Source organism: Limnohabitans sp. 2KL-1 (assembly GCF_003063435.1).
In the GTDB taxonomy this organism is placed as follows: domain Bacteria; phylum Pseudomonadota; class Gammaproteobacteria; order Burkholderiales; family Burkholderiaceae_C; genus Limnohabitans_A.
Window position 1 is genome coordinate 21948 of sequence record NZ_NESL01000009.1, and the last position, 25935, is coordinate 47882.

The 25935-nt window shown below is 60.5% G+C and carries 26 protein-coding genes; 16 read left to right on the forward strand and 10 right to left on the reverse strand.

Annotation, left to right across the window (positions count from 1 at the left end; translation table 11 throughout):
- Positions 1 to 55: 55 nt before the first annotated feature.
- The 15 genes from fabD to B9Z47_RS15280 all read left to right on the forward strand — a co-directional run bounded on the left by fabD (position 56) and on the right by B9Z47_RS15280 (position 13882).
- Entirely contained in the window at positions 56 to 1006 is a 951-nt protein-coding gene (fabD, locus tag B9Z47_RS15215; protein ID WP_108332084.1) for an ACP S-malonyltransferase, read from the forward strand.
- Positions 1003 to 1746 carry a 3-oxoacyl-ACP reductase FabG gene (fabG, locus tag B9Z47_RS15220; RefSeq protein WP_108332085.1) on the forward strand — a complete coding sequence of 248 codons (744 nt, stop codon included), beginning with the start codon at positions 1003 to 1005 and terminating at the stop codon, positions 1744 to 1746. Before fabD ends, fabG begins: the two co-directional genes overlap by 4 nt.
- Positions 1747 to 1808: 62 nt before the next feature.
- Positions 1809 to 2045 carry an acyl carrier protein gene (gene acpP / locus B9Z47_RS15225; protein ID WP_019427049.1) on the forward strand — a complete coding sequence of 79 codons (237 nt, stop codon included), beginning with the start codon at positions 1809 to 1811 and terminating at the stop codon, positions 2043 to 2045.
- A gap of 6 nt (positions 2046 to 2051) precedes the next feature.
- On the forward strand, positions 2052 to 3296 hold the full coding sequence (fabF, locus tag B9Z47_RS15230) for a beta-ketoacyl-ACP synthase II (protein WP_108332086.1): 1245 nt from the start codon (positions 2052 to 2054) through the stop codon (positions 3294 to 3296).
- Between the two features lie 628 nt (positions 3297 to 3924).
- Positions 3925 to 5349 carry a DegQ family serine endoprotease gene (locus B9Z47_RS15235; protein ID WP_108332140.1) on the forward strand — a complete coding sequence of 475 codons (1425 nt, stop codon included), beginning with the start codon at positions 3925 to 3927 and terminating at the stop codon, positions 5347 to 5349.
- A gap of 307 nt (positions 5350 to 5656) precedes the next feature.
- A complete protein-coding gene (locus B9Z47_RS18480; RefSeq protein WP_146185815.1) occupies positions 5657 to 5842 on the forward strand; it encodes a fatty acyl-AMP ligase in 186 nt (61 codons plus the stop codon).
- Positions 5842 to 7650, forward strand: coding sequence for a translation elongation factor 4 (gene lepA / locus B9Z47_RS15240; protein WP_108332087.1), 1809 nt, complete (start codon positions 5842 to 5844; stop codon positions 7648 to 7650). Before B9Z47_RS18480 ends, lepA begins: the two co-directional genes overlap by 1 nt.
- A complete protein-coding gene (lepB, locus tag B9Z47_RS15245; protein WP_108332088.1) occupies positions 7650 to 8615 on the forward strand; it encodes a signal peptidase I in 966 nt (321 codons plus the stop codon). The genes lepA and lepB overlap by 1 nt, the downstream gene beginning before the upstream one ends.
- Before the next feature lie 7 nt (positions 8616 to 8622).
- A complete protein-coding gene (gene rnc, locus B9Z47_RS15250; protein ID WP_369912424.1) occupies positions 8623 to 9315 on the forward strand; it encodes a ribonuclease III in 693 nt (230 codons plus the stop codon).
- Complete coding sequence (gene era, locus B9Z47_RS15255; RefSeq protein WP_199226431.1) at positions 9312 to 10379, forward strand: GTPase Era; 1068 nt, start codon at positions 9312 to 9314, stop codon at positions 10377 to 10379. Before rnc ends, era begins: the two co-directional genes overlap by 4 nt.
- A gap of 11 nt (positions 10380 to 10390) precedes the next feature.
- Positions 10391 to 11140 (forward strand): DNA repair protein RecO, encoded by a 750-nt coding sequence (recO, locus tag B9Z47_RS15260; RefSeq protein ID WP_108332089.1) that lies wholly within the window; start codon positions 10391 to 10393, stop codon positions 11138 to 11140.
- On the forward strand, positions 11137 to 11904 hold the full coding sequence (locus tag B9Z47_RS15265) for a pyridoxine 5'-phosphate synthase (protein ID WP_108332090.1): 768 nt from the start codon (positions 11137 to 11139) through the stop codon (positions 11902 to 11904). Before recO ends, B9Z47_RS15265 begins: the two co-directional genes overlap by 4 nt.
- Before the next feature lie 97 nt (positions 11905 to 12001).
- Positions 12002 to 12433, forward strand: a complete 432-nt coding sequence (acpS, locus tag B9Z47_RS15270; RefSeq protein WP_108332143.1) for a holo-ACP synthase — start codon at positions 12002 to 12004, stop codon at positions 12431 to 12433.
- 45 nt (positions 12434 to 12478) lie between these two features.
- Positions 12479 to 13564: a beta-N-acetylhexosaminidase gene (gene nagZ / locus B9Z47_RS15275; RefSeq protein WP_108332091.1), complete on the forward strand. Its 1086-nt coding sequence runs from the start codon at positions 12479 to 12481 to the stop codon at positions 13562 to 13564.
- Between the two features lie 18 nt (positions 13565 to 13582).
- A complete protein-coding gene (locus B9Z47_RS15280) occupies positions 13583 to 13882 on the forward strand; it encodes a hypothetical protein (protein WP_108332092.1) in 300 nt (99 codons plus the stop codon).
- Between the two features lie 97 nt (positions 13883 to 13979).
- Here the strand turns inward: B9Z47_RS15280 and lysS are convergent, their stop codons facing one another.
- Positions 13980 to 15542, reverse strand: a complete 1563-nt coding sequence (gene lysS / locus B9Z47_RS15285; RefSeq protein WP_108332093.1) for a lysine--tRNA ligase — start codon at positions 15540 to 15542, stop codon at positions 13980 to 13982.
- An 83-nt stretch (positions 15543 to 15625) separates the two neighbouring features.
- Positions 15626 to 16303, reverse strand: a complete 678-nt coding sequence (locus B9Z47_RS15290) for an LON peptidase substrate-binding domain-containing protein (protein ID WP_108332094.1) — start codon at positions 16301 to 16303, stop codon at positions 15626 to 15628.
- Between the two features lie 33 nt (positions 16304 to 16336).
- On the opposite strand from B9Z47_RS15290, the gene B9Z47_RS15295 reads away from it, so the two are divergent.
- Positions 16337 to 16885, forward strand: coding sequence for a YggT family protein (locus B9Z47_RS15295; RefSeq protein ID WP_108332095.1), 549 nt, complete (start codon positions 16337 to 16339; stop codon positions 16883 to 16885).
- A gap of 78 nt (positions 16886 to 16963) precedes the next feature.
- Here B9Z47_RS15295 and accD read toward each other — a convergent pair whose 3' ends face one another.
- The 8 genes from accD to leuB form a co-directional block, all read right to left on the reverse strand.
- The gene (accD, locus tag B9Z47_RS15300) at positions 16964 to 17836 is read right to left on the reverse strand and encodes an acetyl-CoA carboxylase, carboxyltransferase subunit beta (RefSeq protein WP_108332096.1); all 873 of its coding nucleotides are present in this window, start codon (positions 17834 to 17836) and stop codon (positions 16964 to 16966) included.
- A gap of 105 nt (positions 17837 to 17941) precedes the next feature.
- A complete protein-coding gene (gene trpA / locus B9Z47_RS15305) occupies positions 17942 to 18751 on the reverse strand; it encodes a tryptophan synthase subunit alpha (RefSeq protein WP_108332097.1) in 810 nt (269 codons plus the stop codon).
- 65 nt (positions 18752 to 18816) lie between these two features.
- Positions 18817 to 20094: a tryptophan synthase subunit beta gene (gene trpB, locus B9Z47_RS15310; RefSeq protein WP_108332098.1), complete on the reverse strand. Its 1278-nt coding sequence runs from the start codon at positions 20092 to 20094 to the stop codon at positions 18817 to 18819.
- A 35-nt stretch (positions 20095 to 20129) separates the two neighbouring features.
- Positions 20130 to 20846: a phosphoribosylanthranilate isomerase gene (locus B9Z47_RS15315; RefSeq protein ID WP_108332099.1), complete on the reverse strand. Its 717-nt coding sequence runs from the start codon at positions 20844 to 20846 to the stop codon at positions 20130 to 20132.
- The gene (gene truA, locus B9Z47_RS15320; RefSeq protein WP_108332100.1) at positions 20843 to 21628 is read right to left on the reverse strand and encodes a tRNA pseudouridine(38-40) synthase TruA; all 786 of its coding nucleotides are present in this window, start codon (positions 21626 to 21628) and stop codon (positions 20843 to 20845) included. Before truA ends, B9Z47_RS15315 begins: the two co-directional genes overlap by 4 nt.
- Positions 21625 to 23424 carry a FimV/HubP family polar landmark protein gene (locus B9Z47_RS15325; protein ID WP_108332101.1) on the reverse strand — a complete coding sequence of 600 codons (1800 nt, stop codon included), beginning with the start codon at positions 23422 to 23424 and terminating at the stop codon, positions 21625 to 21627. Before B9Z47_RS15325 ends, truA begins: the two co-directional genes overlap by 4 nt.
- Before the next feature lie 41 nt (positions 23425 to 23465).
- Positions 23466 to 24596, reverse strand: coding sequence for an aspartate-semialdehyde dehydrogenase (gene asd / locus B9Z47_RS15330; RefSeq protein WP_108332102.1), 1131 nt, complete (start codon positions 24594 to 24596; stop codon positions 23466 to 23468).
- 248 nt (positions 24597 to 24844) lie between these two features.
- Complete coding sequence (leuB, locus tag B9Z47_RS15335; RefSeq protein WP_108332103.1) at positions 24845 to 25930, reverse strand: 3-isopropylmalate dehydrogenase; 1086 nt, start codon at positions 25928 to 25930, stop codon at positions 24845 to 24847.
- Positions 25931 to 25935 lie beyond the last annotated feature (5 nt).

A 25935-nucleotide genomic window follows, 5' to 3' on the forward strand; every position in this document is an offset into this window, starting at 1 on the left:
GGTCAGCGATGCGCGGCACGCTGCCCCCATTTTTCTCTGATAAAAAATTTTGCACATGACCTCATTTGCTTTTGTTTTTCCCGGTCAGGGCTCCCAGTCTGTGGGCATGCTCGACGCCTGGGGTGACCACCCCGTGGTGCTCGAAACCCTGAAAGAAGCCTCTGACGCGCTTGGCGAAGACGTGGCCAAACTGATCCACGAAGGCCCTAAAGAAGCGCTGGCCATGACGACCAACACCCAGCCGGTGATGCTGGTGTCGGCCGTGGCAGCCTACCGCGCCTGGCTGGCTGAGGGGGGTGCCAAGCCGTCCGTGGTGGCCGGTCACTCGCTGGGTGAATACAGTGCTTTGGTCGCTTCGGGTGTGTTGACGCTGACGCAAGCTGCGCCACTGGTCCGCCTGCGCGCCACCGCCATGCAAGAAGCCGTGCCTGTGGGCGTGGGCGCGATGGCCGCGATTTTGGGCCTGGCCTCTGACAAAGTCATTGAGGGATGCAAAGAAGCCCAGGCCACATTTGCCGCAGGCAGCGCCGAAGTGGTCGAAGCCGTGAATTTCAACGACGCGGCGCAGACCGTGATCGCGGGCAGCAAGGCGGCGGTCGACAAAGCCTGCGAAGTGCTCAAGGGGATGGGGGCCAAGCGTGCATTGCTGCTGCCCGTGTCGGCACCGTTCCATTCGAGCCTGATGAAGCCCGCCGCCGAAAAGCTGCGCGAGAAGCTGGCGACCCTGACTTTGGGTGTGCCGCAGATCCCGGTGCTCAACAACATCGACGTGGCCATCGAAACCGATGCCGACCGCATCCGCGATGCGTTGTACCGTCAGGCTTTTGGCCCGGTGCGCTGGGTCGAGTGCGTGCAGGCCATCAAGGCCCGCGGTGTGCCCACGGTGGTCGAGTGTGGCCCCGGCAAGGTGCTGGCCGGCATGACCAAGCGGATTGATGCGGAATTGAACGGCGTGGCGCTGTACGACCCCGCCACCTTGGCCGAAGTGAAAGGACTCCTCGCATGAGCGAAGCACAAAAACAAATTGCCCTGGTCACAGGGGCGTCCCGTGGCATCGGTGCCGCCATTGCCCTGCATCTGGCCAAAGCCGGTTATGTGGTCATTGGCACCGCCACGAGCGATGATGGCGCTGCCAAAATCAGCCAAGCCCTTTCGGCCTTCCCCGGCAGCCGGGGTGCCAACCTGAATGTCAACGATGCCGCCGCAGGTGAAGCCCTGATCGATGCCATCGTCAAAGAGCACGGCGGCCTGCAGGTGTTGGTCAACAACGCGGGCATCACCCGCGACACGCTGGCCATGCGCATGAAAGACGACGACTGGGACGCGGTGCTCGACACCAACCTCAAAGCGGTGTTCCGCATGAGCCGGGCAGTGATCCGCCCCATGATGAAACAGCGCTATGGCCGCATCATCAGCATCACCAGCGTGGTGGGTGCCTCCGGCAACCCCGGTCAGGCCAACTACGCCGCTGCCAAGGCCGGCGTGGCGGGCATGACCCGTGCGCTGGCCCGCGAACTGGGCAGCCGCAACATCACCGTCAACTGCGTGGCCCCTGGTTTCATCGAAACCGACATGACCGCCAGCCTGCCCGAAGAACAACAAAAAGCCTTGCTGGGCCAGATTCCTCTGGGTCATCTGGGCAAACCCGATGACATTGCGCATGCCGTGGCTTACCTGGCCGGAACGCACGCGGGCTATGTCACCGGACAAGAATTGCATGTCAATGGTGGCATGTTCATGGCCTGATTTTCGGAAACCCCTTCCGGACAGGTAAAATCTTCATTTTTCACAACCCTCAGAGGGACCCCATGAGCGATATCGAAGCACGTGTCAAAAAAATCATTGCTGAACAACTCGGCGTTGAAGAGTCACAAGTCACCAACGAAAAAGCCTTCGTGGCCGATCTGGGTGCCGACTCCCTGGACACGGTGGAACTGGTGATGGCACTCGAAGACGAGTTTGGCATCGAGATTCCTGACGAAGACGCAGAAAAAATCACCACGGTGCAAGCTGCGATCGACTACGCCCAAAGCAAGAAGGCCTGATCGACGATGACCCGGCGCCGCGTTGTTGTCACGGGTTTGGGATGTATCAGCCCCGTGGGCAACACGGTCGCTGATGCATGGTCCAACCTGATTGCCGGTCAGTCCGGCATTGGTCCGATCACTCGTTTTGATGCTTCAGCCATAGCCTGCCGGTTTGCGGGTGAAGTCAAAAACTTTGATCTCGAGTCCTATATCTCAGCCAAAGAGGCTCGGACGATGGACCGTTTTATTCACTTTGGCATCGCTGCCGCAGCCCAGGCCATCCAAGATGCCGGACTGCTGACAGGCGAAGCCTTGAGCGAAGACGAGGCCTGCCGCATGGGTGTGGTGATTGGTTCGGGCATTGGCGGCTTGCCGCTGATCGAAGACACGCACACCGAATACACCGCACGCGGTGCGCGTCGGATTTCCCCATTTTTCGTGCCGGCCTCGATCATCAACATGATCTCCGGTCATGTGTCGATGCGCAGTGGTTTCAAAGGCCCCAATCTGGCCGTTGTGACTGCTTGCACCACAGGTTTGCACAGCATTGGCGAAGCCGGTCGTCTGATCGAGTACGGTGATGCGGATGTGATGGTGGCCGGTGGCTCCGAAGCTTGCGTGTCACCGCTGGGTGTGGGTGGCTTTGCCGCCATGCGCGCTTTGTCGACCCGCAACGACGACCCCACAGCGGCATCCCGCCCCTGGGACAAAGACCGTGACGGTTTTGTGCTGGGCGAAGGCGCTGGTGTGATGGTGCTCGAAGAGTACGAACACGCCAAAGCCCGTGGCGCGAAGATTTACGCCGAGCTGGGTGGTTATGGCATGAGCGCCGACGCCGGTCACATGACCGCGCCCAGCATGGACGGCCCACGCCGCGCGATGGTCAATGCCATGCGCAATGCCGGTGTCAATGCCGACCAGATCGACTATTTGAACGCCCACGGCACCTCCACGCCGCTGGGAGACATCAACGAAACCAATGCCATCAAGGCGGCATTGGGTGATCACGCTTACAAAACCGTGGTCAGCTCGACCAAGTCGATGACCGGTCACCTTTTGGGTGGTGCGGGCGGCATTGAAAGCGTGTTCACTGTGTTGGCTTTGCACCATCAAAAAGTGCCGCCGACCATCAACTTGGCTAACCCTGATCCTGAGTGTGATCTGGACTACTGTGCCAACACGGCACGCGACATGAAAATCGATGTGGCCCTGAAAAACAACTTCGGTTTTGGCGGCACCAACGGCTCGCTGGTGTTCAAACGCATCTGACGCGAGACGTCTCCATGCACAACGCCCCACCTGTGGCTTTCCCGGTGGGGCGTTTTGTTTGGGGGCGTGCACTTTGGTGGGGCACTGCTGCGCTTGCTGCGCTGGGCTTGATCGGCTGGCAGGTTGGGGCTCAGGTCGCTGGTTTTCAGGTGTTGATGGCTTGGGGATTCTGGGCATTTTGTGTGATCACTGCAGGCTTGTGGGGGCAACGGCAGACGCTGGCAGGCGGTCGTTTGCTGTGGAGTGGCGAGTCCTGGTTTTGGCAGAGGGATGAAGACTCGGCGTTGGATGCCCAAGCTGTGTCAGTGTCGGTGGGCTTGGATGTTGGTGTCGGCCTTTTGTTGTGGGTTCAGCATCTGGATGAGCGGGGCCATGCGTGCGGACAACTTGCCTGCGCCTGGCTGCAAGCGCAGACGATGCCCTCAAAGTGGCACGGTTTTAGATGCGCTGTATATTCGCGCCCTGAGTCAAATCCGTTGACCCAGGGTGCCGCACAAGGACAACTTTGATGCGGCTTGAATTTGCGATTTCCGCCCACATTTGTACTTGGATTGCAATCCGGTTTTGACCGACACAAGGAGGTTTTGTGCTGAAGAACAAATGGACGAGGACGGCCACATCGGCTTTGATGATCAGTGGCCTGTTGGGAGGGCTGGCATGGTTGCCATCCAGCGTTGCGGTGGCTCAGCCTGCCAATTTGGTGGTGCGCGGACTTCCCGACTTCACCGATTTGGTGGAGCAAGTCGGGCCCTCGGTGGTGAACATTCGCACCCTTGAAAAAGCGCGACCCAGCACGCCAGGGGCTGGTGGGTCTGACGAGGAAATGCAAGAGTTATTTCGCCGCTTTTTCGGCGTGCCCATGCCCAGTGTGCCGCGTCAAGGTCCAAGGCAAAACCGGCCTCAGGAAGAAGCGCAACCCCGCGGGGTGGGTTCGGGTTTTATCCTCAGCGCAGATGGTTACATCATGACCAATGCCCATGTGGTGGAAGGTGCAGATGAAGTCATGGTGACGCTGACCGACAAACGCGAGTTCAAGGCACGCATTGTCGGTGCCGACAAACGCACGGATGTGGCGGTGGTGAAAATTCAGGCCACCGGCCTGCCTGCCGTGAAAGTGGGCGATGTCAGTCGTCTGCGCGTGGGCGAATGGGTCATGGCCATTGGCTCACCTTTTGGCCTGGAGAACACCGTGACTGCCGGTATCGTGAGCGCCAAGCAGCGCGATACCGGGGATTATTTGCCCTTCATCCAGACCGATGTGGCGATCAACCCCGGCAATTCGGGCGGGCCCCTGATCAACATGCGTGGCGAGGTGGTGGGCATCAACAGCCAGATTTATTCGCGCTCGGGTGGGTTCATGGGCATCTCGTTCGCCATTCCCATGGACGAAGCGATGCGGGTAAGCGAGCAACTGCGCTCCACTGGGCGGGTCAGCAGGGGGCGCATCGGGGTCCAGATTGCGCCTGTGACCAAAGAGGTGGCTGAATCAATTGGTTTAGGAAAGGTACAAGGAGTGCTGGTGCGTGGTGTGGAAGAGGGCTCGCCGGCCGAAAAGGCCGGCATTGAGGCCGGCGATATCATCACCCGATTCGACGGCAAGACCGTTGAAAAACCGGCCGATTTGCCACGTGCGGTGGGCAATACCAAACCTGGCAGCAAAGTGGCGCTGACCGTGTTCCGCCGTGGGGCGACCAAAGACATGACGGTGGTGGTGGCCGAAATCGAGCCAGAGAAAGTCGCCACCGCTGCGCCCGAGAAAAAGGCCCCTGCGGCCAAGATGGCCCATCTGGGCCTGAGTTTGAGTGACCTAACGGATGCGCAGAAGAAAGAGTCTCGTGTGCGTGCGGGTGTGCGTGTAGACGCTGCCGTGGATGCCGCAGCCCGGGCCGGAATCCGCGAGGGTGATCTGATTTTGGCGGTGGCCAACACCGAAGTCAGTTCGGTCCAGGTTTTCGAGTCACTGATGGCACGGATTGACAAGACCCGGCCTGTCAGCGTGCTGATCCGTCGTGGTGATGGTGCGCAGTACGTGCTGATTCGCCCCACGCCTTGATGTGCGTCAAGCCTTTCGACCCTGAAACCCTGATGGTTTTGGGGTTGTTGGGCTGAAACGTCATTTGTGGACGGCAAATCACGGGAGACTGAAAATATTTATCAAGTTTGCGACTGCTAACTTTTTAGGTGTCTCATACCGAATTTGGATAAAATCAGTCGTCTTGATCCGTGATTCATGGCGTAAAGCGCAGGTCGGGATTCACCATGCGGGATTTGCAGCAGGTGTCCACCGATGATCCACAGACAGCCCACAACTTGTTCATGCAGATGCATGGCGAGCTGTGGATAAGTTGTTGAAAACATTCATGTTGCATAGCAGCAACGACCTGACGAACCCGATTTTGGGGCTGTGCGAATGGGCCAATTTGCCTACAATGAAGTCCCAACTATCGCAGTTGCCATTGATTGTTGGTTCAGGGCGCGTCGCATCAGACGCGCCCTTTTTTCTTTTCCGGATCGTTGATCCACAAACACTTGCAGAACTTCCTTGATGAATCACATCAGAAATTTTTCGATCATTGCCCACATTGACCACGGCAAATCCACTTTGGCCGATCGCTTGATTCAACGCTGTGGCGGTCTGGAAGCCCGCGACATGGAAGCGCAGGTGCTGGACTCGATGGACATCGAGAAAGAGCGCGGCATCACCATCAAGGCGCAAACCGCTGCGCTGCACTACAAGGCCAAAGATGGCCAGATTTACAACCTCAACCTGATCGACACGCCGGGCCATGTGGACTTCTCTTATGAAGTCTCGCGTTCGTTGTCTGCCTGTGAAGGGGCCTTGCTGGTGGTCGATGCCAGTCAAGGTGTTGAGGCGCAAACCGTGGCCAATTGCTACACCGCGCTCGACCTGGGTGTGGAGGTGGTCCCTGTGCTCAACAAAATGGATTTGCCCAACGCCGATCCAGACAATGCACGGGCCGAAGTGGAAGACGTGATTGGCATCGACGCGACCGATGCGATTCCTTGTTCCGCCAAAACAGGCATGGGCATCGAAGAAATCCTTGAAGCCGTGGTGGCCCGCATTCCGCCGCCCAAAGGCAACCCCGATGCGCCGCTGCGCGCCATGATCATCGACAGCTGGTTCGACAGTTATGTGGGCGTGGTCATGCTGGTGCGTGTGGTCGATGGTCAATTGCTCAAAAACGAGCGCATCCGCATGATGGCCAGCAACGCGGTGTACGAAGCGGGCAGCTTGGGCGTGTTCACCCCTGCCAACCAGCCACGTGAATCGCTCAAAGCGGGCGAGGTGGGTTACATCATCGCGGGCATCAAAGAGTTGCAGGCGGCCAAAGTGGGCGACACCGTCACTTTGGAAAAGAAGCTGCCCAACAACCTGGGCCCTGCTACCGAGGCCTTGCCTGGCTTCAAGGAAATCCAACCTCAGGTGTTTGCCGGTTTGTACCCGACCGAGGCCAACCAGTACGACGGTCTGCGCGACGCGCTGGAAAAACTCAAACTCAACGATGCTTCTTTGCATTACGAGCCCGAAGTCTCGCAAGCGCTGGGCTTTGGTTTCCGTTGTGGCTTTTTGGGTTTGTTGCACATGGAAATTGTGCAGGAGCGTCTGGAACGCGAGTTTGACCAGGACTTGATCACCACCGCGCCCAGCGTGGTGTACCAAGTGGTCCAGCCGGGTGGCGAAGTCGTGATGGTCGAAAACCCCTCCAAGATGCCCGACCAGGGCAAGCTGCAGGAAATCCGTGAGCCCATCGTCACGGTGCATTTGTACATGCCGCAAGACTATGTGGGCCCGGTCATGACGTTGGCCAACTTGAAGCGCGGTGTGCAGATGAACATGGCCTACCACGGTCGCCAGGTCATGCTGACCTATGAAATGCCGCTGGGCGAGATCGTGCTCGACTTCTTTGACAAACTCAAATCGGTCAGCCGGGGCTATGCCTCGATGGATTACGAATTCAAGGAGTTCCGCGCATCTGACGTGGTGAAGGTCGATATTTTGCTCAACGGCGAAAAGGTCGACGCGCTGTCCATCATCGTGCACCGCTCACAGTCGCAGTACCGAGGCCGGGCGGTGGTGGCCAAGATGCGCGAGATCATCTCTCGGCAGATGTTCGATGTGGCCATTCAGGCTGCCATTGGTGCCAACATCATTGCCCGTGAAAGCATCAAGGCCTTGCGCAAGAACGTGCTGGCCAAGTGCTACGGTGGCGATATTTCGCGCAAACGCAAGCTGCTTGAAAAGCAAAAAGCGGGTAAAAAGCGGATGAAACAGATTGGCTCGGTCGAGGTGCCCCAAGAGGCGTTTCTGGCCATTTTGCAGGTGGAAGATTGATGCAGTTTTTAACGTCTTTGGTGTTGGCCGCTTTCGTGGCTTACGCTGGCAGTTGGTACCTCGGATTCATTGAGGGCAACTTCGCGCTGCTCTTGCTTTTGGCCACGGTCGTCACTGGCATCTACTGGTTGGCCGAACGCTTTGTGTTCTTGCCCCAGCGCCAAAAAGCCGTGGCGCAGCTGGAGGCCGAAACGGTGCAGCGCCGGGCCGATCTGGCCAAGATGGGCATCGACAAGGTGGACACCGACATCGGTGAAGCCCGCGAAAAGTTGTTGATGCAACCGTGGTGGCTCGATTGGACAGCGGGCCTGTTCCCGGTCATCGTGGTGGTTTTCATCTTGCGATCGTTCCTCTTTGAGCCCTTCAAGATTCCGTCGGGTTCCATGATCCCGACCTTGCACATCGGCGATCTGATTTTGGTGAACAAATTCCACTACGGTATTCGTTTGCCGGTGGCCAACACGAAGTTGACCGAAGGCGCACCGGTGCAGCGTGGTGATGTGATGGTGTTCCGTTACCCACCCAAGCCCAGTGTGGATTACATCAAGCGTGTGGTGGGGGTGCCGGGCGACGAGGTGGCGTATCTGAACAAGAAGCTCACCATCAATGGCAAAGCGTTGCCCACCCAGGCCTTGCCCGACTTTTTCGACGAGTCGACCATGCGTTACTTCAAGCACCGCAGCGAGACGCTGGGTGCCAAGCCGCACCAGACCATCCAGGACGATGAGCGTCCGGCGTTTATCCCCGGTGCAGACCAGTTTCCCGGCCGCGAAAATTGCAACTACACCGTCGAAGGTGTGACCTGCAAGGTGCCTGCGGGCCACTACTTCATGATGGGCGATAACCGCGACAACTCGCTCGATTCGCGCTACTGGGGTTTCGTGCCCGATGCCAACATCGTCGGCAAGGCCTTTTTCGTGTGGATGAATTTTGGCAACCTCAAGCGCATTGGCGCTTTTGACTGAGGTGAGCGTGGCCACATCTCCTGCACTGTCTGAACTGCAAATCCGCCTGGGCTATGCCTTTCGCCGAGCGGCGCTGCTGCAGCAGGCCGTCACACACCGCAGCTTCAGCGCAGACCATAATGAGCGCCTGGAGTTTTTGGGTGACTCGGTGCTCAACTTGTCGGTGGCGCACTTGTTGTACGCCCAACTGGCCAGCTTGCCCGAAGGCGATTTGTCGCGGGTGCGGGCCAATCTGGTCAAGCAAGACACCTTGCACCAACTGGCCAAAACCCTCGACTTGTCTGCCGTGATGCGGCTGGGCGAGGGCGAAATGCGCTCCGGTGGGCAAGGTCGCCCCTCCATCCTGGCCGACGCGTTGGAAGCCATCATTGGTGCCGTGTATCTGGATGGTGGCTACAAGGATGCACAAGCCTTGGTCGAGCGCCTCTTTGCCCAGGTCGACATCAAACCCGACATGCAGGCCGTGGGCAAAGACCCCAAGACCGAGCTGCAAGAGTGGTTGCAAGGGCGCAAGCTCGCGCTGCCCAAATACACCGTGGTCGGTACCTCCGGCGCGGCGCACCGGCAGCAATTCGAGGTCTCGTGCGAAGTGACCGAATTGCGCCAAACCCAACAAGGCTCGGGCGCATCGCGTCGCGCGGCCGAACAAGCAGCGGCTGCCGCCATGCTGCTCACCTTGAAATCCGAAAGCGCCGCATGAGCACCGATAAAAAATCCACCCCATCCGCACCTGAACCCGAACGCATGCCGCAAGAACAAGCGATGCGCCGCCCCGTTCAAATCGCGGGTGTGACCATTCAACCACGCGACGCATCGGAAGATGCAGCCTTGCCCCCCGTCGCTGCTGCCCCCGCGCCTGTGCCGGTGAAAGGCCAGCGCTGCGGCCTGGTGGCCATTGTGGGCAAGCCCAACGTGGGCAAGTCGACTTTGCTCAACGCCTTGGTGGGCCAAAAGATCAGCATCACCTCGCGCAAAGCGCAAACCACGCGCCACCGCATCACCGGCATTCGCACGCAGGGCGCAGCGCAGTATGTGTTTGTCGACACGCCCGGTTTCCAGACCATCCACGGCACCGCGCTCAACAAGTCGCTCAACAAAACCGTGGTCGGCGCTGTGAGTGATGTGGACCTGGTGCTGTTTGTCGTCGAGGCGGGCAGCTTCACCACGGCAGACGCCAAGGTCTTGGCCCTGCTCAAACCCGGCATTCCGGTCTTGCTGGTGGCCAACAAGCTGGACAACGTGCACCGCCGTGGCGACATCGCACCCTGGCTGCAAAGCATGCAAGAGCGCCATGCCTTCACCGAGTTTGTGCCCATGTCGGCCAAGCAGCCCAAGGACATCGTGCGCTTGCTGGACATTTGCGAAAAATACCTGCCCGAGCAGCCCTGGTGGCATGCCGAAGACGAGTTGACCGACCGCAGCGAGAAGTTCCTGGCCAGCGAAATGGTGCGCGAAAAACTGTTCCGCCTGACCGGTGACGAGCTGCCTTACACCTCCACGGTCGTGATCGACAAGTTCGAAGAAGAAGCCGGTCGCACCGCCAAACGCATGCTGCGCATTGCGGCCACCATCGTGGTCGAGCGCGAAGGCCACAAGGCCATGGTGATCGGTGACAAGGGCGAAAAGCTCAAGCGCATCGGCACCGAAACCCGTGTCGAGCTGGAAAAGCTGCTGGACGCCAAGGTCTTCATCGAGCTGTGGGTCAAAGTGCGTTCGGGCTGGGCCGACGACGAAGCGCGTGTGCGCAGCTTCGGCTACGAGTAATTCCAGCGCCAATGGCCACCAAGCGGATCGCAGACGAGCCAGCCTATGTGCTGCACCGCTACGACTGGAGCGAGACCAGCCTGATCCTGGAGGTCTTCACCCGCCACCATGGTCGGGTGGCCCTGGTGGCCAAGGGGGCCAAGCGGCCCACATCGAGCTTCCGTCCGGTGCTCTTGCCTTTGCAGCCTTTGTCGCTGGCCTTCGGGGGTGACGGTGACATTCGCACCCTCAAATCGGCCGAATGGGTGGGCGGCCACGTCATGCCCACCGGCGAGGCGCTGCTGTCGGGCTATTACCTCAATGAATTGCTGATGCGCCTGACGGCGCGAGACGACCCCCATCCGCATTTGTTTGAGGTGTATGCCGCCGCCGTGCGCTTGCTCGCCAGCGGTGACCCCGATGCACTGCAATGGGCTTTGCGGGCGTTTGAGTTGCTGCTGCTCAAAGAAATGGGCTTGCTGCCCGCACTCAATCTGCAAACCCTGACCCTCAAACCCTTGGAGCCGGCAGGTTTTTACACCCTGGTACCCGAGGCCGGCCTGCAATGGGTGCCCGAAGACAGCCGCCACGCCTTGCGCGGTGCGCAATGGCTGGCGCTGCAAGCGGCACTCGACGCCCCCAGCCCGCTGGCCGCCTTGCTGCGTGAATGCGCCGACCTGCTTGTGCAACTGCAGCGCCCCTTGCGCTTGATGCTCAACTACCATTGCGGCGTGGGCGCTTTGCGCACCCGCCAAATGATGCTGGACTTGCAAACCTTATGAACACCTCCTTGACGACCACCCCCCAACGCGTGGCCCTGTCGGTCAACGTCAACAAAGTCGCGCTGCTGCGCAACTCGCGCCACCTGGGCATTCCCAGCGTGAGGCGTGCTGCCGAGCTGTGCCTGCAATCGGGTGCGCAGGGCATCACCATTCACCCCCGGCCTGACGAGCGGCACATTCGTGCCAGCGACGTGCCCGAGCTGCACGCCCTCATGCAGGCCTGGCCCGACCGCGAATTCAACATCGAAGGCAACCCCTTCCACAACCTGATGGACCATGTGCGCGCCGTGCGCCCGCACCAGGTGACCTTTGTGCCCGACAGCGAAGGCCAGTTCACCAGCGACCACGGTTGGAGTTTTCCGCAAGACGCCGAACGCCTGAAGCCCCTGATCGACGAGTGCAAGGCCCTGGGCGTGCGGGTCAGCCTGTTCATGGACCCGATCCCTGAGCAAATGGCCGCCGCCCGCGCTGTGGGTGCCGACCGGGTGGAGCTGTACACCGAGCCTTATGCCGCCACTTGGGGCACACCAGACAACGCCGCGCAGTTGCAGCGCTACGCCGATGCCGCCGTTGCCGCCACGCAAGTGGGCTTGGGCCTGAACGCAGGCCACGACCTCAACCGTGACAACCTGCCCGCCTTTGTGGCGGCGGTGAAGGGCTTGCAAGAAGTCTCGATTGGCCACGCCTTCATGGCCGATGCGCTGGAGATGGGCTACGCTGCGACCGTACAGGCTTATTTGCAAAAGTTGAGCGCTTTGGGTTGAGCGTTGAGCGTTTAGAGTTGAGCGATAACATCCAAAACTCGATAAACGCTCTGCTTTGCACGCCCAACGCCCAACGCCCAACGCCCAACGCCAAAATATGATTTACGGTATCGGCACCGACATCTGCGACATCCGCCGCGTTAAAGCCAGCCTGGCGCGGCACGGCGAGCGGTTTGCCGCCAAGGTGCTGAGCGACGCCGAAATGGCCATCTGGAAAGCCCGCAGTGCCCGCTGGCCTGAGCGAGGTGTGCGTTATCTCGCCACCCGTTTTTCGGCCAAAGAGGCTTTCAGCAAGGCCATTGGACTGGGCATGCGCATGCCCATGACCTGGCGGCTGTGCGAGATCGGCAAACTGCCCAGCGGCCAGCCGGTGGTTGTGCTGCATGGGGTGCTGAAAGAGTGGTTTGAGGCCAAAAATCTCAGAGCCCACATCACCGTGACCGACGAATCCGAATACGCCGCCAGCTTTTGCGTGGTCGAGACGGCACCCCCTGGACCTTTGCCGGTTTCTGTCAGCGCAGCCCCTTGATATAGGGTGGTTCACCCCGAACTGCCTCTTGAACTTGAAACACCCATGAGCATCCACGCCCCCCTGATCATCGACATTGCCGGCACCACATTGACCGACGTGGACCGCCGCCGTCTGGCGCACCCGCTCGTGGGCGGCATGATTTTGTTTGGTCGCAACTGGCAAAGCCGGGCACAGCTGACCGACTTGTGTGCCGAGATCAAAAGCATCCGCCCCGACCTCTTGGTCGCGGTGGACCACGAAGGCGGTCGTGTGCAGCGCTTTCGCACCGACGGCTTCACCCATTTGCCACCCATGCGCGCCCTGGGCGAGCTTTGGGGGCAAGACGACAAGGGGCAACCCGGCTCGGGCGTGCTCAAGGCTTGCGAAGCGGCCACGTCGGCGGGCTTTGTGCTGGCGAGTGAGCTGCGCGCCTGCGGCGTGGACTTCAGCTTCACGCCTGTATTGGATCTGGACCACGGTGAGAGCGGCGTCATCGGCGACCGCGCCTTTGCCCGCGACCCACGCGTGGTGAGCCTGCTGGCCCGCAGCCTGATGCAAGGCCTGCTGCAGGCGGGCATGGGCAACTGCGGCAAACATTTCCCCGGACATGGCGCCGTCAAGGCCGATTCGCATGTGGCATTGCCGGTGGACAAGCGCAGCCTCAAGACCATCCTGGCCGACGACGCGCAGCCTTACCGCTGGCTCACCAGCGTGCTCACCGCCGTGATGCCCGCCCATGTGATTTACAGCAAAGTGGACAGCCGTCCGGCGGGCTTTTCGCCGCGTTGGCTGCAAGACATCTTGCGGGGGCAGCTCGGCTTTCAGGGCGTGGTCTGCACCGACGACTTGTCGATGGCGGCTGCCCGCCAGCTGGATGGGCGCACGCTCAGCTACACCGAAGCCGTGATCACCGCGTTGCAAGCCGGGTGCGACCTCGCCTTGCTGTGCAACCGCTCCGCCGTGAATGTTGGTGCTGAGCTGGACGAGGTGCTCGACCAGCTGGCCGAAGCCCAGCTCAAGGGCCGTTGGTTGCCCCATGAGGCGAGCGAAGAGCGCCGCCTGAACTTGCTGCCCCGCTCGCCTGCACGTCCCTGGGATGAGCTGGTGCGCTCGTCTGACTACATGCAGGCACTTGACCGTCTGCCTTGACCTGAACAGGAACTTTGAATGAACTGGATTTTGCGCATTGTCATGGGCCTGCTCGGGCTCGCTTTTCTGGCGGGCTTGCTGGTGGCGCTGGGCCTGTACATGGTCTTTGCCACGATCCGCTGGCTGCTGACGGGGCGCAAGCCGCAGGTGGTGATGGTCTGGCAACAGTTCAGCGCGCTGCGCAAAGGCGCGCGTTGGGGTGGCCAGCGTGGCTTTGAAGCCGGATTTGAAGCGCAGCGCCAGGACGACATCGTCGATGTGGAAGTGCGCGAGGTGGTGGACGACGCGCCGCGCTTGCCCCCTCATCAACCGCGATGATCGCGTTTGACGCTGGGGCTGCTCATGGAGCTTTGACTTGAGCTGAAACGACAAACCCGGCCTGGAGCCGGGTTTGTTTTGGGGGCGTGAGGCTTGTTTATTCCTGCACGTGGCGCAGCGCAGGGAACAAGATCACATCACGGATGCTGGCGCTGTCGGTCAGCAGCATCATCAAACGGTCAATGCCGATGCCGCAGCCTCCCGCAGGGGGCATGCCGTATTCGAGGGCACGCACGAAGTCGTGGTCGTAGTACATGGCTTCGTCGTCGCCATCGTCCTTGGCGGCCACTTGCGCGTGGAAGCGTGCGGCTTGGTCTTCGGCGTCGTTCAGCTCACTGAAGCCGTTGCCGAATTCGCGGCCCGTGATGTAGAGCTCAAAACGCTCGGTCACTTCGGGACGTGTGTCGTTGGCGCGGGCCAGCGGGCTGATCTCGGTGGGGTGTTCCATGATGAAGGTCGGCTCCCAGAGCTTGTCTTCCACGGTTTCCTCGAAATAGAACACCTGCAGGCTGGCCAAGCTGCGGGTGGACAGCTTGTCCTTGGCTTCGCTCATGCCCAGCTTTTTCAGGGCGTTGACCAGCCATTCGGCGTTGTCCACGTTGTCACCCGCTTCGGTGTGCTTGACGATGGCTTCGCGGATGGTCATGCGGGCAAAGGGCTTGTTCAGGTCGACTGGCTTGCCGTTGTACGTGAGGTCCAAAGTGCCAGCGGCGATCATGGCGGCATCGCGGATCAATTCCTCGGTGAAGCCCATCAGGTCCTGGTAGTTCCAATAAGCCGCGTAGAACTCCATCATGGTGAACTCGGGGTTGTGACGGACCGAGATGCCTTCGTTGCGGAAGTTGCGGTTGATTTCGAACACGCGCTCAAAACCGCCCACCAGCAAGCGCTTGAGGTACAGCTCGGGCGCAATGCGCAAGAACATTTCTTGCTCGAGCGCGTTGTGGTGCGTCACAAACGGCTTGGCGTTGGCACCACCGGGGATGGGGTGCAGCATCGGCGTTTCGACTTCGAGGAAACCGTGTTTGACCATGAACTCGCGGATGCCGCTGACGGCCTTGCTGCGGGCCATGAAGCGCTTGCGGGCGGCTTCGTCGGTCATCAAGTCGACATAGCGCTGGCGGTATTTGACTTCCTGGTCAGCCACGCCGTGGAACTTGTCGGGCATGGGGCGCAGGCTCTTGGTGAGCATGCGAATGCTGGTGGCGTGGATCGACAACTCGCCCGTGCGGGTCTTGAACAAATGGCCTTCCACGCCCACGATGTCGCCCAGGTCCCAGTGTTTGAACAGGGCGTACAGGTCTTCACCCACGTCGTCGCGGGTGACATAGACCTGGATGCGGCCCGTGGCGTCTTGCAGCGTGGCAAAGCTGGCCTTGCCCATCACACGCTTGAGCATCATGCGACCAGCGACCTTGGCCATGGTTTTGGCCACGCCTTCGCCGTTCAGGGCCTCGGCGTCTTTGTCGCCATGTGCTTGGTGCAGGTTGGCCGCATGGTGCTCGGGCTTGAAGTCATTGGGAAAGGCCACTCCTTTGCCATCGGCCTGCGCCTGTCGCATGGCCTTGAGTTTTTCGCGGCGCTCGGCGATCAGTTGGTTTTCGTCTTGTGCAGGAGCGGCGGGAGTGGCGTGAGCGGCTTGGGCAGTCGTGTCAGACATGGCGAGGTGCAGTTGGGACCGTGGCGCGTGGACGCCACCCGATCCGGGGTTGTGGGGTGCGCGAAGGCGCAAAGCCTTCTATTTTAAGAGTTTGCGGACGGCTTCTGGCCGGGCTGTTGTTCCGTCGCTCCGGCTGGGGCCACCATGTCACCCACCAGCTCCAGCCGCATCAGGGGTTCTTGCAGTGCAAACAGCCGGTATTTCATCTGCAGCGGCAAGGGCAGCAGCTCACCCCAGCGGTTGGACAGCCAGCTGCAGTCCTGCAGCCGCCAGGCTTCGTTCCAGGGCGGCACCACGCTGGGCTGCTCGCTCAGCTGGGTCAGGGCCTTGTGCATTTGCACCGACAGGTGTTGCAGGTCTGGGGGCACCTGCACCGCGGGCTCGGGCGGCAGCAGCTCCACCCGACCAAGCCACAGGCCGTCGCTGCGCTGCTGCGTGGCCGCGATGCGAAACTTCTCCACCCCTCGGCACCAGACCATCACCAAGCCGGGCTGGGGCCGCTCGATGCGTTCGATCTGCACCCGCGTGCCCATGGCCTCGAACTGTTCGGCCGCTGCGCCGGGTCGGTGCACTTCTCGGCCTTGGGTGAGCGTGACCACCCCAAAGCCCGTGCCTTGGCGCTCGCATTCGCCAATCATTTGCAGGTAGCGCAGTTCAAACAACTGCAGGGGCAGCAAAGCCCCCGGAAACAGCACCGTACCCAGCGGGAACAGGGGCAATTCGGTCAGGGCTTGTGGGTGTGGGGTGTCGCGATCGGGCATCTGGGTATCATCGCACGAGCAGGAGAAAAAACGATGTGGTTCCAGATGGTCAGTATGGTGTTGGATGTGGTGGCGGGCTTGATGGCCGGCACTTGTTTGCTGCGGTTTTTGATGCAATGGCAGCGCATTTCCTTTCACCAGCCCTTGGGTCGCTTCGTGTTTGCCATGACCGATTGGCTCGTCTTGCCCTTGCGCAAGGTCATCCCCGCCTGGACGCAGTGGGATTTGTCGAGTTGGGTAGCCGCTTGGTTGATCAAGCTGCTGCAGTTTTTGCTGCTGTGGTTGCTGGCGGGCGGGCAGGGGGCTTTGGGCTTGTTGCCCTTGGTCAGTCTGGTGGGCTTGGCCCAGTTGGTGGTCTCGGCCCTGAGCGCCTTGGTGTTGGTCTTGGCCATCATGTCCTGGGTCAACCCAGGCTCACCCATGTACGCTCTGACAGCGCGTTTGTGCGACCCTTTCCTGCGCCCATTTCAGCGCGTGGTGCCTTTGATCGGTGGCATTGACTTGTCGCCTTGGGTCTTGTTGCTGCTGTTGCAGATTTTGGGGATGCTGTTGTCGGGGCTGCAGATGAGCTGGATGCACTGAGGCCCTTTCAGACACGCCCCATGAACAAAGCCCTCATCTGAGGGCTTTGTTCATGGGGGTTGCTGGCCTTGGCGAGTTTCAGCTCACCGCATCGGCTGGCTGGCGCTGGAGCATGGCCAGGGTGCTGGCGATGGTCTTGCGCAGTTCGCGGCGGTCGCAGATCAGGTCCACAGCGCCCTTGGTTTGCAGGAACTCGGCACGCTGGAAGCCTTCGGGCAGGGTCACGCGCACCGTGGTTTCGATCACGCGGGGACCGGCAAAGCCGATCAGGGCTTTGGGCTCGGCGATCACCAAGTCGCCCAAGAACGCAAAACCAGCCGACACACCGCCCATGGTCGGGTCGGTCAGCACGCTGATGTAGGGCAGGCCTTTTTTGGCCAAACGGGTCAGGGCCGCATTGGTTTTGGCCATTTGCATGAGCGAGAGCAGGCCTTCTTGCATGCGCGCACCGCCCGTGGCGGTGAAGCAGACGAAAGGCACTTTCTGGGCGATGGCGGTTTCCACGCCGCGCACAAAACGCTCGCCGACCACCGAACCCATGGAGCCGCCCATGAAGTCGAACTCAAAGCAGGCGGCCACCAGTTCGATGTTGTGCACCGCGCCGCCCATGACCACCAGCGCATCGGTTTCGCCGGTGTTGTCCATGGCTTCTTTCAGGCGCTCGGGGTATTTGCGGCTGTCCTTGAACTTCAGGGGGTCAACCGGCACCACTTCCTGGCCGATTTCATAACGGCCTTCGCCGTCCAGAAAGCTGTTCAGGCGTGCGCGTGCACCGATGCGCAGGTGGTGCGCGCAGCCGGGGCAGACGTTCTGGTTTTCTTCGAGATCGGTCTTGTAGAGCACGGTCTCGCAGCTGGGGCATTTGACCCACAGGCCTTCAGGCACCTGACGGCGATCGGCCGGGTCGGTGTGCTGGATTTTTGGGGGGAGCAGTTTTTCGAGCCAACTCATGAGGGTTTCTCCTTGTGCGGCGGATTATCGTTGAAACGGCAGATGGACCGTTTCAGCGCAGAAAGTGGCGGGCTAGCCTGCCTCGGGCGGGTGGGCCTGGGCCGTTCAGGCGTCGAGTGCCTGGCGGATGCCGCGCAGGAAATCACCTGCCACGGTGTCGATGCTGCCCGCCGGGGCGGCGTCGATCAGCTGGATCAAGCGTGAGCCGATCACCACCGCATCGGCCACGCGGCTGATGGCTTTGGCGGTCGCTGCGTCGCGGATGCCAAAGCCCACACCGACCGGCACGCTGACGTGCTGGCGAATGCGCGGCAGCATGGCTTCCACGGCATCGGTGTCGAGGGTGCCTGAGCCTGTGACGCCCTTGAGTGACACGTAATACACATAGCCGCTGGCCACTTGGGCCACTTGCTGCATGCGCTCGTCGGTGGAGGTGGGGGCCAGCAAAAAGATCAGGTCCATGCTGTGGGCACGCAGCTTGGCGGCAAATTCCACGCACTCTTCGGGCGGATAGTCCACGATCAGCACGCCGTCCACGCCCGCAGCCGAGGCGTCGCGGATGAAGCTGTCGCTGCCGTGTTTTTGGTCGTAGCGCTCCACCGGGTTGGCGTAACCCATCAGCACCACCGGGGTCGTGGTGTTGGTCTGGCGGAATTCGCGCACCATGGCCAGCACCTGCACGGTGCCAATGCCTAAAGCGAGCGCTTTGTCGCCCGCTTTCTGGATCACCGGGCCGTCGGCCGATGGGTCGGAAAACGGCACCCCCAGCTCAATGATGTCGGCCCCGGCAGCGGCCATGGCGTGCATCAGGGGCACGGTGGTTGTGGCCTGGGGGAAGCCTGCCGTCACATACGGGATCAGGGCTTTGCGGCCCTGTGCTTTCAGGGCGGAGAGGGTGGGGTCAATGCGGCTCATGATGGGTTTGGCGTTAAGCGTTGAGTGTTTGGCGTTGGCTGATGCTTGGCAAGGCGCATGACGCTTTACGCTGAACGCTGAACGAAGATACCCTTGACCGACTGGCCCTGGCAGCTGGGGCGGCAATAGAAATCGGCGTTTGACAAATCGGCCACGGTGCCGATGTCCTTGTCGCCTCGGCCCGACAGGTTGACCAGGATGGACTGGTCCGGGCGCATGGTTTTGGCCAGCTTCATGGCGTAGGCCACGGCGTGGCTCGATTCGAGGGCGGGAATGATGCCTTCGGTGCGGCACAGGTAGTGGAAGGCTTCGAGCGCTTCTTTGTCGGTGATGCCCACGTATTCAGCACGGCCGATGTCCTTCAAGAAGGCATGCTCGGGGCCGACGCCGGGGTAGTCCAGACCGGCGCTCACGCTGTGGGTTTCGGTGATCTGGCCGTTGTCGTCTTGCAGGATGTAAGTGCGGTTGCCGTGCAGCACGCCGGGGCTGCCCAGTTGCAGTGAGCACGAGTGCTTGCCCGAATCCATGCCTTCGCCTGCGGCTTCCACGCCGATCAGGCGGGTGTTTTCGTGGGCGATGTAGGGATAGAAGATGCCCATGGCGTTGCTGCCGCCACCCACACAGGCGATCACCGCATCAGGCTGTTCCTCGGCCATCTTCAGGCTCTTGAACATCTCGGGCATTTGCGTGAGGCACTCTTCGCCTATCACGCTTTGGAAGTCGCGCACCATCATGGGGTAGGGGTGGGGGCCCGCCACGGTGCCGATGATGTAGAAGGTGTTGTCCACATTGGCCACCCAGTCGCGCATGGCTTCGTTGAGCGCGTCTTTCAGGGTCTTGCTGCCCGACTCCACCGGCACCACGGTCGCGCCCAGCAGTTTCATGCGGTAGACGTTGGGGCTTTGGCGTTTGACGTCTTCGCTGCCCATGTAGACCACGCACTCCAGACCGTAGCGGGCGCAGATGGTGGCCGTGGCCACGCCGTGCTGGCCAGCGCCAGTCTCGGCGATGATGCGTGGTTTGCCCATGCGCTTGGCCAGCATGGCCTGTCCGATGGTGTTGTTGATCTTGTGGGCACCGGTGTGGTTCAGGTCTTCTCGCTTGAGGAAGATCTGCGCACCGCCCATTTCACGGCTCATGCGGGCCGCGTGGTAAATAGGCGAAGGACGCCCCACAAAGTGCGCCAGCTCGGACTTGAATTCGGCGATGAATTCAGGGTCGTTCTGGTATTTGGCGTAGGCGTCTTTGAGTTCGTTGATGGCATGCGTCAGCGTTTCGCTGACGAAGCTGCCGCCGTAAATGCCAAAGTGGCCCTTGACGTCGGGTTGTTGGTAGTCGTACATGGCGTGTCCTGTCGGAATTCAATCCGGGGAAAAATTCAAAGGGGGTCAGCATCGGCGGCACGCACGGCCGCTGCAAATTGCTGGATTTTTTGGGCATCTTTCAGGCCTTTGCCTTCTTCGATGCCGGAGCTGACGTCAATGGCCAGTGACAGGCCGCACGAGCGCAGCGCCCGAATGCCATCGCCCACGTTTGCAGGTGTGAGTCCACCAGACAAAACGAGGTGAGCATTGACGTTTGGTGGCAGGAGTGACCAATGGAATGTTTTTCCGCCGCCACCGTATCCGTCGACATGGGCGTCGAGCAAGAGGGCTTGGGCTTTGTGGTGTTGGGTCGCAAATTCTAGCAAGTCGAAGTCATGGACCTCGGACAGGGGGATTCGGGCGGCTTTGAGGTGCGGGCGACCCGTGAGTTGGGTCATGGCTGCACAAAAATCGGCCGATTCGTCGCCGTGAAACTGCAGCAAGGCGCCTGGCACTGCCGCACAAGCGGCCTGGATGCGCTCGGCTGTCTCGTTGACGAAGAGCAGCACGGGCGTCACAAAAGCGGGCAGCAGGCGGGCCAGCCCGGCCGCGCGGGCGATGCTCACGCTGCGTGGGCTGGGAGGGTAGAGCACAAAACCAATGGCGTCAGCCCCGGCGGCGCAGGCTGCCAGCACATCGGCTTCACGGGTGAAGCCGCACATTTTGATGCGCGTGCGTTGTTGCGGGGCGGGGCGGGGCGGCGTGTGGGTGGATGTGTTGCTGAGGCTCATGGCAACCAATCAAAGGCTGGGGTGGTGTCTGGCAGGCCCCATTCAGGGCTGTAGATGGGCCCGGCGAAGTACAAGCCGTCGGGCGAAAACGTGGGGGCGGCTGCATCGCGGCTTTTGGCATGCAGCACCTCGCGCATCCAGTCCGGCGACTGGTTGCCCTGGCCAATGGTGACCAGGCAGCCCATGATGTTGCGGATCATGTGGTGCAAAAAGGCGTTGCCTTCAAACTCAAACCGCCAGTAAGCGCCGTGCCGGGTGATGCGGATGTGCCGCAGTGTTTTGACGGGCGACAGCGCCTGGCAGCTGCTGGCCCGAAACGATGAAAAATCGTGCTCGCCCAACAGATGCTGGCTGGCTTCGCGCATGGGCGTCTGCGCCAGTGGGCGGTAGACCCAGCCCACGCGACCGGCTTCCAGGCTGGGGCGCACCAAAGAGTCGAGCACCACATAGATGTATCGCCTGCCCGTGGCACTGGCACGGCAATGGAAAGTCTCGGGCACGACCTGCGCCCATTGCACCGCGATGTCTGAGGGCAGATACCGGTTGGTTCCACGCACCCAGGAATGGGTATCGCGCTCCAAGTGGGTGTCAAAGTGCACCACCTGCATCAGGCCATGCACGCCTGCATCGGTGCGGCCTGCGCACAAGGTGCTGACACGGGGCACGTCACCAAACTGCGCCAGGGCTTTTTCGAGTTTGTCCTGAATCGTCAAGCCCGAGCTTTGGCTTTGCCAGCCCTGGTAAGCCGTGCCCGAATAGCAGACGCCCAGGGCCAGCCTCACCGTATTTGACCGAGCAATTGCACGGCACGGGCTTTGATGTTGCCGTCTGCAGAGGAGGCGACAGACAGCACCAGGGCGCGTGCCAGATCATGATCCCCGGCCGCCATCAACTGGCTTGCCAGTTCCAGCTTGTTCAGTTGCGTTTCTTCAGATGGCGTCGGTTTGGGCATTTCATGCAGGGTTGCATTTGTGGCCGTCCCCATGGGCATGGCGGGCGCGCTCTTCATGACCGGATCTTGCGGTGTCAGGTTCAGGTCGATCGAGGCCATTTGCGGTGGAATTTCTGATGCAGCCGAAGACTTTTCTGAAGAGGGCTCCAGGCCATCGGTCAAGTGATCGTTGTAGGACGGCGCATACACCTCTTCGACGGGCTGAGATGTTTTACGGATCCAGACCACCAGCAAGAGCATGGCCGCCAGCAATCCTGCAGCCCAAGCCCAAATTTGTTTGTCTTGGCTGAGCCGGTCCATGATCGTGTCTTGCGTTGCAGGCGACGGTGGTGTGACCGCCGGCTCGGGCATCGGCGTCGCTGTGCTGACTGCCATGGTGCCTTTTTCACCTTTGGCCAAAGATTCGAGTTCGGCCAGGTTTTTGTTCAACGCAGCGAGTTGTTCCGAGGTGTCTTTGTGCTCTTGCGCTTTGGCCAATTGGGCTTCGGCAGCGCCGTCTTTGGCTTGTGGCTTCGACAGCGTCAATTTGTCTTGAGGTGGTGTTTTGCTGTCGCTGTTGGGGACCTCGGTGACCGCTTGACCAGAAATTTCGCGGGTGTTCTTGGCACCTACCGCCAGCGTGGATTCGGCCAGACGTCTGGCGTAGGCCGCAAAGTCATGCGTCTGCGAGAGGACTGTTTGCCGCGCTTCAGAGCGTGGAATTTTCCCGGCATCTTCGGTCGAGGGCATGCGCAATACGGCCCCAGCCTTGATCAGGTTCACGTTGCCCTCAATGAAGGCATCGGGATTGGCCTTGAGCATGGCCAAAAGCATTTGATCGACTGATACATCGCCGCTCAGATGCTGCAAAGCCAACCGTGAGGCCGTATCTCCGCGCTTGACGGTGATCGTTCCACTTGATTCGTCGCCTGAAGGGCGGGGTGGTCTGGCCGATTTCGATGTTTTGGCCGTAACCGGCTGGCGCTCGGCCACGGCAGGTGGTTGTGCTGCCTTGACGGCTGCAGGCGGCGCATCGGGCGATGCAAACCGGTAAACAGGAACGTTTTTGTCGTTCAGTTCGATGCTGGTGGGGTTGAGTGCACTTTTGGAGGTCTCCAAAAGGCTGCTGGCGGGGGCTTGCGGCGCTTTGGGTGCAGCTGCTTGGGGCGTTGCCAAGGCGGCGATGACCGGAGGCGTCACCACGGGGGGGGGTGTTGTGGCTTTGTTGTCTACCGCATTGAGCAGCAAGGCGTAGTTTTTCACCAACCTGCCCGTAGCCCACTGCATTTCCAAAATCACATCAATGAAGGTATCTTGGATCGCGTTTTGGCCGCGCAAGGCGACGTAAAAACTGCCATCATTTCGACCATGCAAACTGGCGGTGACACCAGACAGGCTGGGGTTGTATTCCAGTCCGGCTTGACGAAAGCTGTTGGGTGAGCCCAGTTGCGCACGCAAACTGCGAAGCTCCTCTGAAGAAGCTTGTGCAATCTCAACTTCTGCACGCAAGGGCTCGCCAATGGCCGATTGAATTTGAAGACGCCCCAATTCCAAAGCCGACACGGGCAAGGTCAACGCCGAGACCACCAAAGCACCGAAGAAGTTCAGTGGGTAATTCTTGGTTGGCTTGTGGTTGAAATGACCCATGTTTATTTTCCCTGTAGCTTGTTTTTTGAGGCGTTGAGCAATCAGGCGTCCAGCAAGATGCGCAGCATGCGGCGCAGCGGCTCGGCTGCTCCCCAGAGCAACTGGTCGCCAATGGTGAAGGCGCCAATATACTCCGGTCCCATGGCTAACTTTCGTACTCGTCCCACGGGGATGGTCATGGTGCCGGTCACAGCTACCGGTGTCAAGTCTTTCACGGTCGCTTCGCGGGTGTTAGGAATCACTTTGACCCACTCATTGTCGGCGGCGATCATGGCCTCGATGTCGGCCACGGGCACGTCTTTTTTGAGCTTGAAGGTCAGGGCCTGGCTGTGGCAGCGCATGGCACCCACGCGCACGCAAAAACCGTCCACAGGAATAGCGGAAGAGCCAAAACCCTCGCCCATGCCCAAAATCTTGTTGGTTTCGGCCATGCCTTTCCATTCCTCTTTGGACACGCCGTTGCCCAGGTCCTTGTCGATCCAGGGGATCAAGGAGCCACCCAAGGGGACGCCAAAGTTGGCGGTCTCAGCCGCGGTCAGTGCGCGCTGCTTGGCGACCACCATGCGGTCGATTTCCAGGATGGCGCTCTTGGGGTCGTCCAGCAGGGCTTTGACTTCGGCGTTCAGCGTGCCGTATTGGGTCAGCAGCTCGCGCATGTGTTGTGCGCCGCCGCCCGAAGCCGCTTGGTAAGTCTGTGTGCTCATCCACTCGACCAGACCGGCCTTGTAGAGCGCGCCCACGCCCATCAGCATGCACGAGACGGTGCAGTTGCCGCCTACCCAGTTGTTGCCGCCATTGGACAGGGCATTCTTGATCACCGGCATGTTGACCGGGTCCAGAATGATGACCGCGTCTTTTTCCATGCGCAGGGTTGAAGCTGCGTCGATCCAGTGGCCGTTCCAGCCGGCAGCGCGCAGCTTGGGGAAGACTTCCGAGGTGTAGTCGCCGCCTTGGGCGGTGATGATGATCTCGCAGCGCTTGAGCTGCTCGATGTTGAAAGCGTCTTGCAGTGTGGTTTCGTTCTTGGCCATCGAGGGGGCTTTGCCGCCCGCGTTCGATGTGGAGAAGAACAATGGCTCGATCAGGTCAAAGTCTTTTTCCTGAATCATGCGGTCCATCAGAACCGAGCCGACCATGCCGCGCCAGCCGACCAAACCTACTAACTTGCTCATTTCAACGCCCTTTCAGTTTTTAAAACAGTGGTTGACCTGACTGTTTGCCCGGCTCGTCTGGCCGGGAGGGCGCACGACGAACCAGGCTGGATCAGCCCTTAATGGTCGTGGTTTTTGTGGAAGTTGCACGCGCGCCAGCCCATGCCGTGGTGGCAAAAGCAAAGTTCAGGTTGAACAAGCAGGCGTGGAACATGGCCGAAATTGTAACGGATGCTGCCTGAGTGCTACCTGACAGCATCCGTTAGGGCTCAGCCCAGCGCCTTGACCACCGCATCGCCCATTTCGCGGGTGCTGACCTTGGTGGTGCCTGCGCTGTAAATATCGCCGGTGCGCAGGCCTTGGGCCAGCACTTTTTGCACGGCCGCTTCGATGCGTTGAGCCGCTGCGTCCTGGTTCAAGCTGAAGCGCAGCATCATGGCCGCGCTCAGGATGGTGGCCAGCGGGTTGGCGATGCCTTTGCCCGCGATGTCCGGTGCGCTGCCGTGGCTGGGTTCGTACAAGCCCTGATTTTTAGTGTTCAGGCTGGCCGAAGGCAGCATGCCGATCGAGCCCGTCAGCATGGAGGCTTCGTCGCTCAGGATGTCGCCAAACATGTTGCCGGTCACCACCACGTCAAAACGCTTGGGCTCTTTCACCAATTGCATGGCCGCGTTGTCGACATACATGTGGTCCAGGGCGATGTCGGGGTACTCTTTGCCGACTTCGGTGACCACGTCTTTCCAGAACTGGAAGGTCTCGAGCACGTTGGCTTTGTCTACGCTGGTCACTCGGCCTTCTTTGCCAGCGGCTTTGCGCTTGCGGGCGGCCTGGAAGGCGACGTGTGCGATGCGCTCGATCTCGGGCTTGGAGTAGCGCATGGTGTCAAAGGCTTCTTCCGCTCCGGGGAAATGGCCATCGGTGGCGATGCGTCGGCCGCGTGGCTGACCGAAGTAAATATCGCCGGTCAGCTCGCGGATGATCAGGATGTCCAGACCCGCGATCAGTTCGGGCTTGAGGCTGGACGCACCGACCAACTGCTCGTAGCAAATGGCAGGGCGGAAGTTGGCGAACAGACCCATGTTTTTGCGCAGGCCCAAAATGGCTTGCTCAGGGCGCAGAGGGCGGTCGAGCTTGTCGTATTTCCAGTCGCCCACCGCGCCAAACAGCACGGCGTCGGAGTCCATCGCCAGTTTGAGTGTGGCTTCTGGCAGGGGGTGGCCATGCGCGTCGTAGGCGGCGCCACCGACCAGGGCGGTTTCCATCTCGAACTTCAAGTCGAGCGTGTTCAGGACTTTGACGGCTTCGGCGACGATTTCAGTGCCGATGCCATCACCGGGGAGGACTGCGATTTTCATGGGGT

What these genes read in the sequence shown, in the direction of transcription:
- fabD (WP_108332084.1), top strand. Translation starts at nt 56, where the DNA reads ATGACCTCATTTGCTTTTGTTTTTCCCGGTCAGGGCTCCCAGTCTGTG.
- fabG (WP_108332085.1), top strand. Translation starts at nt 1,003, where the DNA reads ATGAGCGAAGCACAAAAACAAATTGCCCTGGTCACAGGGGCGTCCCGT.
- acpP (WP_019427049.1), top strand. Translation starts at nt 1,809, where the DNA reads ATGAGCGATATCGAAGCACGTGTCAAAAAAATCATTGCTGAACAACTC.
- fabF (WP_108332086.1), top strand. Translation starts at nt 2,052, where the DNA reads ATGACCCGGCGCCGCGTTGTTGTCACGGGTTTGGGATGTATCAGCCCC.
- B9Z47_RS15235 (WP_108332140.1), top strand. Translation starts at nt 3,925, where the DNA reads ATGATCAGTGGCCTGTTGGGAGGGCTGGCATGGTTGCCATCCAGCGTT.
- B9Z47_RS18480 (WP_146185815.1), top strand. Translation starts at nt 5,657, where the DNA reads ATGTTGCATAGCAGCAACGACCTGACGAACCCGATTTTGGGGCTGTGC.
- lepA (WP_108332087.1), top strand. Translation starts at nt 5,842, where the DNA reads ATGAATCACATCAGAAATTTTTCGATCATTGCCCACATTGACCACGGC.
- lepB (WP_108332088.1), top strand. Translation starts at nt 7,650, where the DNA reads ATGCAGTTTTTAACGTCTTTGGTGTTGGCCGCTTTCGTGGCTTACGCT.
- era (WP_199226431.1), top strand. Translation starts at nt 9,312, where the DNA reads ATGAGCACCGATAAAAAATCCACCCCATCCGCACCTGAACCCGAACGC.
- recO (WP_108332089.1), top strand. Translation starts at nt 10,391, where the DNA reads ATGGCCACCAAGCGGATCGCAGACGAGCCAGCCTATGTGCTGCACCGC.
- B9Z47_RS15265 (WP_108332090.1), top strand. Translation starts at nt 11,137, where the DNA reads ATGAACACCTCCTTGACGACCACCCCCCAACGCGTGGCCCTGTCGGTC.
- acpS (WP_108332143.1), top strand. Translation starts at nt 12,002, where the DNA reads ATGATTTACGGTATCGGCACCGACATCTGCGACATCCGCCGCGTTAAA.
- nagZ (WP_108332091.1), top strand. Translation starts at nt 12,479, where the DNA reads ATGAGCATCCACGCCCCCCTGATCATCGACATTGCCGGCACCACATTG.
- B9Z47_RS15280 (WP_108332092.1), top strand. Translation starts at nt 13,583, where the DNA reads ATGAACTGGATTTTGCGCATTGTCATGGGCCTGCTCGGGCTCGCTTTT.
- lysS (WP_108332093.1), bottom strand. Translation starts at nt 15,542, where the DNA reads ATGTCTGACACGACTGCCCAAGCCGCTCACGCCACTCCCGCCGCTCCT.
- B9Z47_RS15290 (WP_108332094.1), bottom strand. Translation starts at nt 16,303, where the DNA reads ATGCCCGATCGCGACACCCCACACCCACAAGCCCTGACCGAATTGCCC.
- B9Z47_RS15295 (WP_108332095.1), top strand. Translation starts at nt 16,337, where the DNA reads ATGTGGTTCCAGATGGTCAGTATGGTGTTGGATGTGGTGGCGGGCTTG.
- accD (WP_108332096.1), bottom strand. Translation starts at nt 17,836, where the DNA reads ATGAGTTGGCTCGAAAAACTGCTCCCCCCAAAAATCCAGCACACCGAC.
- trpA (WP_108332097.1), bottom strand. Translation starts at nt 18,751, where the DNA reads ATGAGCCGCATTGACCCCACCCTCTCCGCCCTGAAAGCACAGGGCCGC.
- trpB (WP_108332098.1), bottom strand. Translation starts at nt 20,094, where the DNA reads ATGTACGACTACCAACAACCCGACGTCAAGGGCCACTTTGGCATTTAC.
- B9Z47_RS15315 (WP_108332099.1), bottom strand. Translation starts at nt 20,846, where the DNA reads ATGAGCCTCAGCAACACATCCACCCACACGCCGCCCCGCCCCGCCCCG.
- B9Z47_RS15325 (WP_108332101.1), bottom strand. Translation starts at nt 23,424, where the DNA reads ATGGGTCATTTCAACCACAAGCCAACCAAGAATTACCCACTGAACTTC.
- asd (WP_108332102.1), bottom strand. Translation starts at nt 24,596, where the DNA reads ATGAGCAAGTTAGTAGGTTTGGTCGGCTGGCGCGGCATGGTCGGCTCG.
- leuB (WP_108332103.1), bottom strand. Translation starts at nt 25,930, where the DNA reads ATGAAAATCGCAGTCCTCCCCGGTGATGGCATCGGCACTGAAATCGTC.